The 12,345-nt window shown below is 41.5% G+C and carries 8 protein-coding genes; 4 read left to right on the top strand and 4 right to left on the bottom strand.

The window, feature by feature from the left end; translation table 11 throughout:
* Positions 1–49 precede the first annotated feature (49 nt).
* The 4 genes from ACJZU6_RS04700 to recD all read left to right on the top strand — a co-directional run bounded on the left by ACJZU6_RS04700 (position 50) and on the right by recD (position 10,692).
* On the top strand, positions 50–1,042 hold the full coding sequence (locus tag ACJZU6_RS04700) for a TDT family transporter (protein WP_080158969.1): 993 nt from the start codon (positions 50–52) through the stop codon (positions 1,040–1,042).
* A gap of 214 nt (positions 1,043–1,256) precedes the next feature.
* A complete protein-coding gene (gene recC, locus ACJZU6_RS04695; protein ID WP_080158970.1) occupies positions 1,257–4,718 on the top strand; it encodes an exodeoxyribonuclease V subunit gamma in 3,462 nt (1,153 codons plus the stop codon).
* A 285-nt stretch (positions 4,719–5,003) separates the two neighbouring features.
* On the top strand, positions 5,004–8,624 hold the full coding sequence (gene recB, locus ACJZU6_RS04690; RefSeq protein ID WP_408900706.1) for an exodeoxyribonuclease V subunit beta: 3,621 nt from the start codon (positions 5,004–5,006) through the stop codon (positions 8,622–8,624).
* Positions 8,617–10,692, top strand: coding sequence for an exodeoxyribonuclease V subunit alpha (gene recD / locus ACJZU6_RS04685; protein WP_080158972.1), 2,076 nt, complete (start codon positions 8,617–8,619; stop codon positions 10,690–10,692). Before recB ends, recD begins: the two co-directional genes overlap by 8 nt.
* Positions 10,693–10,759: 67 nt before the next feature.
* On the opposite strand, the gene ACJZU6_RS04680 is transcribed toward recD, so the two are convergent.
* From ACJZU6_RS04680 to ACJZU6_RS04665, 4 genes are all read right to left on the bottom strand, one after another.
* The gene (locus tag ACJZU6_RS04680) at positions 10,760–11,311 is read right to left on the bottom strand and encodes a disulfide bond formation protein B (protein WP_080158973.1); all 552 of its coding nucleotides are present in this window, start codon (positions 11,309–11,311) and stop codon (positions 10,760–10,762) included.
* Between the two features lie 7 nt (positions 11,312–11,318).
* Positions 11,319–11,477: a DUF5993 family protein gene (locus ACJZU6_RS04675; RefSeq protein ID WP_369925927.1), complete on the bottom strand. Its 159-nt coding sequence runs from the start codon at positions 11,475–11,477 to the stop codon at positions 11,319–11,321.
* Positions 11,478–11,637: 160 nt separating this feature from the next.
* Positions 11,638–12,177, bottom strand: coding sequence for a disulfide bond formation protein B (locus ACJZU6_RS04670; RefSeq protein WP_080158974.1), 540 nt, complete (start codon positions 12,175–12,177; stop codon positions 11,638–11,640).
* A gap of 9 nt (positions 12,178–12,186) precedes the next feature.
* On the bottom strand, positions 12,187–12,342 hold the full coding sequence (locus ACJZU6_RS04665; protein WP_162841611.1) for a DUF5993 family protein: 156 nt from the start codon (positions 12,340–12,342) through the stop codon (positions 12,187–12,189).
* Between the last annotated feature and the right edge of the window lie 3 nt (positions 12,343–12,345).

Raw genomic sequence — 12,345 nt, 5'->3', positions numbered from 1 at the left:
GCAACAAAACAATAATTCGCTATTGCTATCATTTAAGCGGAGTAAAAATATGATTGCAGCAACAAAACGAAAACTCGCTGGTGCGCCAACACCAATGGCTGGGTTAGCATTAGGTATTGGCAGTATTTTATGGTGTTGGGAAAATGGTGCCCAACTTCATGGTTATGGACAGATTACCGGCGCGGTGATTGCCGCAGGGATGCTACTCATTTTAATGGCTAAATTTTTAGTGCATCCAAAACTATTGTGGGGTGATTTATCTCATCACGTTGTTGGTAGTGTCGTACCCACATTTGCGATGGCATTAATGGTGGTATCAAAAGCCGTCAGTGTTTATGGCTCGATCACTGTTGGTGTATATATTTGGCTATTTGCGGTTGGATTACATGTTATTTTCTTAGCATTATTCCTTTTTCACCGTGCGCGTGATTTCCATTTACACCATATGGTACCGAGTTGGTTCGTGCCGCCGATTGGTATTATTGTTGCTGATGTGTCATTTCCTGGTGTGGCAGCATTACACCCACTTGCCTATGTATTATTGATGTTTGGTATGCTTGCTTATGCTGTGATGTTACCAATGATGATCTACCGATTTATGTTCCGTGATGAAGTGCCTGATGGCGCTAAACCAACCATTGCGATTATGGCAGCGCCTGCAAGTCTATCTTTGGCGGGTTACCTAACAATTACCGCTACACCGTCACCAGTGATCGTGGCGATGTTAGGTGGTATTGCGGTGCTAATGACTGCGGTGATCTACTTAGCCTTTTTCCGATTATTACGCTTAGAGTTTAGCCCAGGTTATGCCGCCTTTACTTTCCCTATGGCGATTGGTGCGACGGCCTTATTTAAAACCGCTGCTTGGATGAAGAGTTATGGCTTTGATGCTCACTATGTCGCTCAAGTTCATGGTTTAGCTACAATTGAATTATATGTTGCAAGTATCATTATTGGTTATGTAGCCATTCGCTATTTAGCTTTTTATCGACCAGTGAGTCGATTATTCCAACGCAGTGAAATCTGTCCACACAACATTTGATAGCAATGGTGCAGTAATTTCACGAATGTGTTGTTGTACCCATAAATGTTGAGTGTGTTGCCCAGTCAATTTGGCTGGGCTTTTTTATTGGTGTTTATACAACGTATTGATATTAATTGTGGTGCTTTTTGGCGTTTTTAAGCTGTATTTATTTACAGTATCTCAGTGATGGTAGACAATTTGGTTATCTATTTTTCTGCTGTGGAATATCTGCGTGTTCACTGTCTATCATTCAAATCAGCTTGATCTGCTTAAATCATTACTCGTTGAATTGATCCGCTTACAGCCGTTAGCGAATCCGTTTGAAAAAGAGCAAATTCTGGTACAAAGTCCAGGTATGTCACAATGGTTAAAAATGGAATTAGCGACCTCGTTTGGGGTGGCGGCAAATATAGAATTTCCATTACCTGCGACTTTTATTTGGAAAATGTTTACTCAAGTTTTGGCTGATGTGCCCGAGCGAAGTGCATTTAATAAAGAAGCGATGACATGGAAATTAATGCAGGTATTGCCACAACAATTTGATCAACCTGAATTTGAACCATTACAGCGTTATTTAGAAAACGATAATGACTCGCTAAAGTGTTACCAACTGTCTGAAAAAATAGCCGATATTTTTGACCAATATTTAGTGTATCGCCCCGAATGGATCCAGCAATGGGAAGCGGGCGAAACCGTCACAGAGCTTAATGATGAGCACCCGTGGCAACCGATCTTATGGCAAGCGCTTTACGATCAAACCTTAGCCTTAGAACAATCACCGTATCATCGTGCTAATTTGTACGATCACTTTATTGAAACGCTGAACAATTATTCTGGTAATGAAGGTAAGGCGGCGTTACTGGCGGCGGGATTACCGCAACGATTGTTTGTGTTTGGTATTTCTTCCTTACCACCACGTTATCTCGATGCGTTAGCTGCTATTGGTGAACATATTGATGTCCATTTAATGTTTACTAACCCGTGTAAATATTATTGGGGTGATATTCGCGATCGTAAACATCTGGCACGTTTAGCGGCGAGACAACGAGTACAGCTACAAAATATCGCCACTGCTGATGATGTTGAGGCGTTATTGTCAGTGCTTAAAGACAACGATCAAAATAATTATGACGATGACATGCACAATGATGTTGTTGGTAATAGCTTATTAGCATCGATGGGGAAACTTGGGCGAGATAATATTTATTTGTTATCGGCAATGGAAGTCAATGAAGTCGACGCAGGTTTTGTTGATATTGAAGCAGATACGTTGTTACATGCTATTCAAGCAGATATTTTAAACCTTCAAGATCGTCAAGACGATACTCAACTCGATTCCAGCGAGCACAAATTCCCGATTGCTACTGATGATCAGTCTATTACCATTCACGCTTGTCATAGCCCAATGCGTGAAGTGGAAGTACTGCATGATAAATTGCTAGCGATGTTTGAAGCCAATCCAACCCTAAAGCCGCGTGATGTGATTGTGATGGTGGCTGATATCAATGCTTACAGTGCCGCAATTCAATCGGTATTTGGTAATGCGCCGGGTAATCGTTACATTCCTTTCTCTATTTCTGACCGTACGGCAGAGCAAGAAAATCCTATTTTATTGGCATTTTTACGTTTACTTACCTTACCTGATAGCCGCTGTCATGCCTCTGAATTATTAGAACTGTTAGAAGTACCAGCGGTGATGGAAAAGTTTGGTTTTGATAGTATTAGCTTTGAAAAAATCAAACAATGGATTGAAGAAGCAGGTATTCGATGGGGGCTTGATCAACACACAGCCAGTCAATTTGATTTACCTGAACAGCTGCAAAATACATGGCTATTTGGTATTCAGCGAATGCTATTAGGTTATGCAATGCCACATGATACTGGGCTGTTTGCAGGGATCTCTGCTTATGAACAAGTACAAGGGTTAGATGCTGAATTAGCAGGACAATTAGCAGGATTCATCGATAGCTTAATTGAATATCGTTACGCGTTGGCACAAGCACAAACCGTTAATCAATGGGCGGAGTTATTACATCAGCTACTGGATGATTTTTTTGTAGTTGAGCTGGAAGGTGAGTTAATTTTAAAATCGATTCGCGATAACTTGCAGCGGTTGCATCAGCAATTGCAAGATGCGGGTTATCAAGGGCAAATCACGCCAGCGGTATTGACACAATACTTGCAAGATAAGCTCTCTGGTGAGCGCGTTAGTCAACGTTTCTTAGCTGGACAAGTTAATTTCTGTACCCTGATGCCAATGCGCTCAATTCCTTTTAATGTGGTGTGTTTATTAGGAATGAACGATGGGGCTTACCCGCGTAATATAGCTCCTGAAGGGTTTGATCTTATGAATGGCCGCACTAAGGCTGGAGATCGTTCTCGTCGAGATGATGACCGTTACTTATTTTTAGAAGCCTTGTTATCCGCTCAACAAACATTATATATCAGCTATGTTGGACGTTCGATTCAAGACAATGCCCCAAAAGTACCATCAGTGTTAGTCAGTGAGCTGGTGGAGTATTGTCAGCAAGGCTATTGCTGCGCGGGCGATCAACCGTTAGCGGTAGATGTTTCTGCAAACAATATCAAACAACAGTTAATTCAACATCACCCGTTAGTGCCGTTTAGCCCCAGTGCGTTTATTGGCGATCACGCCAGTTTTGCGATTGAATGGTTACCTGCGGCTAACCGTGATGGGCAAGCAAGTGCGCCATTTCAACTTGATGCGTTAGTTGCTGAACCGATGGCTGATGATCAGGTTTTAGTTCTAGAGTTAGCAGAATTACAACGTTTTTGGCGTTTACCAGTACGTTATTTCTTTAACCGTCGTCTTAAAGTGTATTTTGAAGCGCCAATGGGGTTATTAGAAGATGATGAGCCGTTTGTTCTTAACGGGTTGGAAAGCTATTTAATTCGCGATCAGTTATTGGAATTATTATTAGATGCCAAGTTAAAAAATGATGATCTTGATGTCATTTATCATCAGTTTGCCGCTGAACAACGGGCTGCGGGTACTTTACCAGTGGCGGCATTTGGTGATCTTGATTTAGCGGCTAGTCGCCAAGCGGTGGCGAATTTAACTGATGTGATTGAGCCATTAATTCATGCACCATTAGCGGATCAAGAAGTGGCGATCACGGTGCAGGTAGCTCAGCATAATGTTGTTTTACAAGGCTGGCTCAAGCAGCGTTATCAGTCAGGTCTTTTACGTTACCGTACTGGCAAAATTCGTCCACAAGATCTGCTAACGGCTTGGCTTGATCATTTATGTTTGGCTATATCGGTGCCTGAAACTCAACAGGTTACCCATATCATTGGTACTGATAAGCAGTTTGAATTACAAATTATTGAACCGCAGCAAGCGCTAGCTTATTTACAGCAGTTGATTGAACTGTATTACCAAGGTTTAAATCAACCGTTAGCCTATTTTCCTAAAACTGCGATGGCAGCCATACAAGCCCATATTGGCCGTGATGGTAGTTGGAAGAGTGATGAAGAAACCGAACAAAAAGCCCTGACAAAAATGGCTGAATGTTTTAACGATGGTTACTTGTTTGCAGGGGAAGGTAGTGATGATTATATTCAGCGAGTATGGCCGCAGTGGAATGATGATGTGGCACAAGAAGCGAATCAATTAGCGGCATTGGTGTTACAAGCTGTGGTGGTGAACAGTAAAGAAATTAAGCCAGAATAATGCGGTAGTGAAGTAGTGTGGCCGCCAGCAAATCATTGTTAGTTGTAGGGTGTTCGCTGTGCGGCCACAGGTCCAGAGGTGACCAAGTTTCTGGCGCTGATACTAACTAACCACCGTCGTATAAACCGTGAGTAAGTTCTCACAATATAGGAACACAACAGAATATTAGGTGCCAATATTTACTTATAAGTGTTGGGTCACATAATAACGAGCCAAATTACTGACATTGAAAACTATCAGGCTAGTGCTGTTGTTACATATAGCAACCATGGGATGAGTAACATAATGGCGACTGAAGTACTAACAACGGATGACGTACTAACGAATATTCTGCAACCAATGACGTTTCCATTGCATGGTACGCGTTTGATCGAAGCATCAGCAGGAACGGGTAAGACCTTTACCATCGCAAGTTTGTATTTACGGCTATTGTTAGCGCATGGTAGTGAGGCGACGCGTCATCAACAGCAATTGACCGTAGATCAAATTTTGGTGGTAACTTTCACAGAAGCGGCGACGGCAGAATTACGTGATCGTATTCGTGCCCGTATTCATGATGCGCGGTTAGCGTTTAGTCGTGGTGTTAGCCACGATCCTGTTATTGCGCCGTTATTAAATGAATATCCAGATCATAAATTAGCCGCAACCCTACTCTTACAAGCCGAACGGCAGATGGATGAAGCCGCGATTTATACTATCCATGGTTTTTGTCAACGAATGCTGACTCAAAATGCGTTTGAATCAGGCAGTCGATTTAATAATGAATTTGTGACTGATGAAAGCCAATTAAAAAAGTTGGTGGTTGCAGATTATTGGCGTAGTAATTTTTATCACTTGCCGCCAGCTCTGGCGCATGAGGTTCGTGAAATTTGGTCTGCACCAACTAAATTATTAAAAGAAATTGGCAATAGTTTAACTGGTGCGCCAGTGCGATTATCCGTGGTGGCGATGACTGAATCGTTAGAACAATTACACCAGCAAAATATTGTGCGGATTGATGAAGTAAAAGCGTTGTGGCGTCAGCATCAAGCAGATATTGAAGCTTTAATTGCTAATTCTGGTATCAATAAACGCAGTTATACCAAAAAAAGTTTACCCAATTGGATTGAGCAAGTCAGTGCATGGGCTGCGCAACCTACTGTTGGTTATGAACTGCCTGATAATTTGATTCGCTTCCATCAGCAGACATTAATTGAAAAAACGGCCAAAGGTGATGCGCCTGAGCATGCGGTTTTTAATGTTATTGCTGAACTGTTAGATAATCCGGCTAACTTGCGTGAGCCACTATTAGCCCATGCAATTGAGCATTGTCGTCAATTATTGGCTGACGCTAAAGCGCGTAAAGGGTGGTTATCATTTGATGACTTGCTGACGCAGTTAGGCGCTGCAATTGATAATGATGTTGATGATCTACTCGCGAGTAAAATTCGAGCCCAATATCCGGTGGCGATGATTGATGAATTCCAAGATACCGATCCATTGCAATACGGTATTTTTAGTGATATTTACCGCCATCATCCTGAATGTGGCTTGTTTATGATCGGTGATCCTAAGCAGGCTATTTATGCCTTTCGTGGCGCCGATATTTTTACGTATATTCAAGCCCGTCGCCAAGTTACTGATCACTATACATTAGCGACTAACTGGCGCTCGACAGCTAATATGATTGCTGCGGTTAATAGCGTGTTTCAACAGCCAGATAGTCCGTTTATTTATGATCAAGATATTGAATTCTTAGCGGTTGATCATAGTCCTAAAGCAGCTCAACGTAGCTGGTGGTTAAATGGTGAAGCACAACATGCATTGACGTTTTGGTTACAAGATAGCCCTGACGGTAAGCCAATAACTAAAGGTAATTATCAAGCGACAATGGCCGCAGCTACAGCGGCACAAATTCAACATATTCTGACTCAATCACAACAGCACCAAGCGTACTTTTTAGATGGTGAACAGCAACATGCGATTGCTGCGGGTAATATTGCGGTATTAGTACGTACTGGTACTGAAGGGCACTTAGTGCGTGAAGCATTATCCAAACAAGGCATTGCCAGTGTTTATTTGTCTAACCGTGATAGTGTTTTTTCAACCTCAGAAGCAGCCGATATTCAACGGTTATTGCAAGCGGTATTAACCCCTGAAGATGATCGTATATTACGTGCAGCATTGGCTTCAGGATTATTTGCACGTACTGCGATTGAACTCGATCAACTCAATAATGATGAGAATGAATGGGAAATTGCGGTTAATAGTTTTAAGCAATATCGTCAGCAGTGGCAAAAACGCGGTGTAATGCCAATGTTGCGCAGTGTGATGGCGAAAAATCAAATTGCGGAGCGCTTATTAGCCGAAGATGGCGGTGAACGTAAATTGACTGATTTGCTGCATATTGGTGAGTTATTGCAACAGGCAAGTCAGACGCTAGACAGTGATTATGCTCTATTGCGCTGGCTAGCTGAACATGTAGCAGAACCAAACGGTAATGCTGATGATCAAGTGATGCGGTTAGAATCAGAACGTAATTTGGTGCAGATTGTTACCATTCACAAATCAAAAGGTTTGGAATACGACTTAGTCTTTATGCCGTTTGTGTGCAGTTACCGTGAAGTTGATAGCAAAGGCGAAGTTAAATATCACGATGAAGTGGATAACATCACGGTACTCGATATTGCGAAACAAGCGCCAGCAATAGAAAAAGCTGATCAAGAACGATTAGCTGAAGATCTACGCCTAATTTATGTGGCATTAACCCGTGCAGTTTATGGGTGTTATGTCGGTATGGCACCAATTCGTAATGGTCGTAGCACCAAAGAACCAACGGGGTTGCATCGCTCGGCAATGGGGCATTTAGTGCAGAATGGCCAAGCTGGTGGTGTGGCAGCACTTGAATTAGCCTTAGCTAAGCTCTGTGAAGCCCAAATTGCAATTACGGTCGCTGAGCCGCCACAGCTTGCTGATGTTCAATGGCAGCCTCAAGATGAAGTAACTGAGGCCTTGATTAAACGCCCATTTTCAACCTCATTGGAACGTAATTGGTGGATGACCAGTTATTCTAATTTAGTCAAACAAGGCCATCAAACCGCCCATGATAGTAGTTTAGATTTGCCTGGATTTGATATTGATTCGGTGCAAAATGTCACCGAAGAGAGTGATGATGGCGAGTTAGAATTAGAGCCACAATATTCTATTTATACTTTTCCACGTGGTGCGCGCCCTGGTACTTTTTTACATACTGTGTTTGAAGAAATTGACTTTACTGCTGCGGTTGATTGTCCTGAAACGGTCGCGAAACTAACCGAATTACTGCAACTAGACAATTATGAATTAGCGTGGTTACCTGTGCTGCAGCAGTTAATTCAGGATGTATTAACTTGTGCGCTTGATGGCGATACGTTGCGGTTGGCGGATAAAACAGCGTCGCAACGATTAACGGAAATGGAATTTTTATTGCCGATTGAGATTCTACAAGCAGTGGCACTTAATAAGATCATTGCAAAACATGATCCGCTATCAGCTAAAGCCGGAGAGTTAGGCTTTGCATCTGTAAGTGGAATGCTAAAAGGCTTTATTGATTTGGTGTTTGAGCATCAAGGTAAATATTATGTTTTAGACTGGAAATCAAATTATCTTGGTGATGATCCGCAAGTGTATCGTGGTGAGCAACTACAAACCGCGATGCGTGAACACCGTTATGATTTGCAATATCAAATCTATGCGTTGGCATTGCAGCGTTTTCTGCGCAGTCGTATACCTAATTACAGCTATGAGACCCATTTTGGTGGGGTGTATTACTTGTTTTTACGCGGCATTCAAGCGGGGAGTGACAGTGGTATTTTTTATGCGCGCCCAAGTGAACAATTACTTGATGATTTGGATTTATTGATGAAAGGAGCGCTACCGCATGCTTAAGCGTTTACAAAAGCTCACTCAACAGGGTGGATTACGGCAGCTTGATTATCAGTTTGCTAAATTTGTGGCGTTACACAGTCCACAATCGCAACAGGATTTGGCGGCACTAATGGCTGCGTTAGTGAGTTATGAATTAGGTAAAGGCCATGTGTGTATTCAATTAGATCAATTGCGCGAGCAGCACTTATTTGGTTTATCCAGCCGATTATCGGTAGCGTTAGTTGATGGCTTACCTGAATTAACCCAATGGGCGTCATTATTAGCGCAATTTGATGTGGTAGCGAATGTTCAATCACAAGGCTTACAAGCGAGTCCTTTGGTGTTTGATCATGGTCGTTTATACCTTAATCGTTATTGGCAATTTGAACAAACTGTTGCAACACGGATAGTGGAAATGGCGACTAATCAAGGTCAAGTAAGTGATGATACGCAGTGGCAAGGCCAACAACTGAGCCTGATGCATCAAGCGTTAAATGATTTATTTCAGCCAAGTTATGGTCATTTATATCACGCTTTGCAAGGTGTCACTGATAGCCAGCAACGCCAACAACTAACCTGTGATTTTTTGAATATTGTCAAGCCACTGCAGCTTGATTGGATGGCGATTGATAGCGTATTACAACAAGCGCAGCAAATAACAGATTTACAGCCATTAGACAGTTTAGTGCCAACGACGAGCTGCTTAAATTGGCAAAAAGTGGCTGCAGCAATGGCATTAACGCGTCAGTTTGCAGTGATCTCTGGCGGGCCGGGTACAGGTAAAACTACCACTGTAGCTAAATTATTGGCGGCGTTAGTGATGCAAGCTAATGGTGAACATAAACCGAATATTATGTTGGTGGCACCGACAGGTAAAGCCGCAGCTCGATTAACGGAATCGATTGGTTCGGCCATCAAATCATTGGCTGTACCACAGGTGATTAAAGATTTAATCCCAACTCAATCAAGTACATTACACCGTTTACTGGGTTCGATCCCAAATCGGGTTGAGTTTAGGCATCATAAAGATAACCCGTTGCACCTTGATGTGCTGGTTGTTGATGAAGCTTCTATGGTCGATTTACCGATGATGGCGCGATTATTAGACGCGATGCCACAAGGGGCTAAATTAATTTTATTGGGTGACCGAGATCAATTAGCCTCTGTTGAAGCGGGAGCAGTGTTAGGCGATATCTGTTCTTTTTCAACCCAAGGCTACAGTGCCCAGCAAGGATTGCTATTAAGTCAGCTAACAGGATTTGATCTACACTCAAATAATATTGGTTTAAGTGTGGTGACAGACTGTTTGTGCATGCTACAAAAGAGTTACCGTTTCCATGCATTATCTGGTATTGGTCAGTTAGCTAAAGCGATAAATCAAGGTAAACCAGCACTGGTAAATAAAGTTTGGCAACAAGGGTTTAAAGATATTCACCATTATCCATTAGGTGGTGAAACGTACGTTGCTATGATTAATCAAGTAGTGACGTTTTATCTTGATTATCTTGATGCAATAAAAAGCGATAAAACACCCGCTGAAGTATTAAAAGCATTTGCGAATGTCAGATTGTTATGTGCCTTACGTGAAGGTGACTTTGGTGTGGTCGGTTTAAATCAACGGATTGAAAAAGAATTGACCCATCGAGGTCGAATTTCACCCAATGATGAAACATGGTATGTCGGTCGTCCGATTATGATCACCCGTAATGATCACGCATTAGGATTATTCAACGGTGACATTGGCATGACGATGCTAGAGCCAGAAATAGATCCTGATAGTGGACGACGTCGATTACGGGTTTATTTTGAAATGCCTGACGGTACTATTCGCGGTATTTTACCGAGTCGTATTCCTGAACATGAAGTGGTGTATGCGATGACGATCCATAAATCACAAGGATCGGAATTTGATGATACGTTAATGGTGTTACCTGCGGAGTACACACCTATTTTAACCCGTGAATTAATTTATACCGGTATTACCCGTGCCAAGTCGCGTTTGTACCTGTACGCACCAATGGACATTATTACTAAAAGTGTCCAAGTTCGAACTGAACGTGCCAGTGGGTTAGCACAATTATTAGTGTAATGTTATTGGTTATCTTTGAGCGAACAATGCCAGTATTAATGCTGGCATTGTATTTTTTAGCGTGACATTATTTTTTGAATTGATCCAACAACCAATAACTATGAGGATCGGCTGGGGTAACATGTGGTCCGGTCATAATGAAGGTTGAGACAATATTAATTAATACGACAATGACGGCGAGATAACAGGCTAATTTACCGATATTCTTAATACGGTGATTGGCGGTGTTTTTTTCTTGTCGCCAAAGACATAACAATACGGCTACCCCGACAATTGTCATAACAAAAATAACAAAAGCCCATGTGTAATAATGCATACCGAGTAAGGGGCTTCCATAGCCAGGATCATTTGGCAATAAGTGGAGTGACACTTGACGTAGTGCTGCTATTGCACCAAATAATGCACCCAATAAAATAATACCGTAATGGGGCTGTTGAGGACCAAAACGAATATTCAGCATAAAGCCAAACATCACCATCATAAACCCTATGCGTTGTAACAGACATAAAGGGCACGGTAATTCATGAAAGACTAATTGAATAATTGAGCCCATTGCAAGAATAGCGGTGATCCCAAGTAAACCTAAAATATTGAGTCGATTAATAAGTTGATTGTTCATAGAATACTTAAATTGAGATCGGCAGAGTGTATACAATGTGATGCTTTAGCAAAATAGAGCCAGCAATGAATGTTAGTGCAAACATGGCATAACTCAGTTTTCTTTTGCCTTTAAGTGCAGTTAACATTGTTATTAATATGAGACAGAACACAAAAATACACAGCATGAATATTAATAGCCCTTTTTTGAATAAAAATACAGTTATTGTAGTATACCTTATGCGTATTTGTTGGCGACAGACTTATATTTAAAGTAAAAATAAAATAATAAAAAACGCCAGCATATTGAGACATAAGCTGGCGTTGGTAAGTGTGTTTTTATATTAGTTAATTAAATAACCAATAGCTAACAGGGTTATCTGGACATTGGTAAGGACCACATTCAATAAATGTCGATGCCACGTTAACGACAACAGCAAAAATAGCCAGTAAGCATACAAACTTACCAAATCTACTCATTTTATAATCAGTGTTATTCCAGCTTTTATTCCATAGTAGCTGTAATACAGCAACACCTACGATGGTAAGACAAAAGATAATAAATGCCCAAGTATAATAATGAATACCAAATATCGGACTACCAAATCCTGGCGTACCTGGAATGACGTGTAATGACACTTGACGTAATGCTGTCGCAGCACCAAAGAGTGCGCCGATGATTAATACGCCATAGTGGCGTTGTTGGGGCCCATAAATGACGTTAAGCATAAAACCAAACATCACCATCATGAAGCCTAAGCGTTGTAATAAACATAGGGGACACGGTAATTCATTGAGTACAACTTGAAGTACAGATCCCATTAATAAAACGAAGGTGATTCCTAATAGGCCTAACGTATTGAGTAGTGCAACATTTTTATTATTCATGCATCCCCCTTAAAGTAAAATAGACAAGGGATCTGTTGCATGGTGATGGAACCAATACAGTCCCAAAACAACAGTGATAGCGAAAATAATATAACTGGCACTTTTTTTTCCTGTAAACGCGCAGAGCATTGCAACGAGTACAAGTAGAAATAATAAACTCATCATAAG

It is taken from the genome of Photobacterium piscicola, assembly GCF_046058925.1.
Taxonomy (GTDB): Bacteria; Pseudomonadota; Gammaproteobacteria; order Enterobacterales; family Vibrionaceae; genus Photobacterium; species Photobacterium piscicola.
The sequence above is the reverse complement of the archived record's forward strand: the minus strand, read 5'-3'. Positions and strand labels throughout refer to the sequence as shown.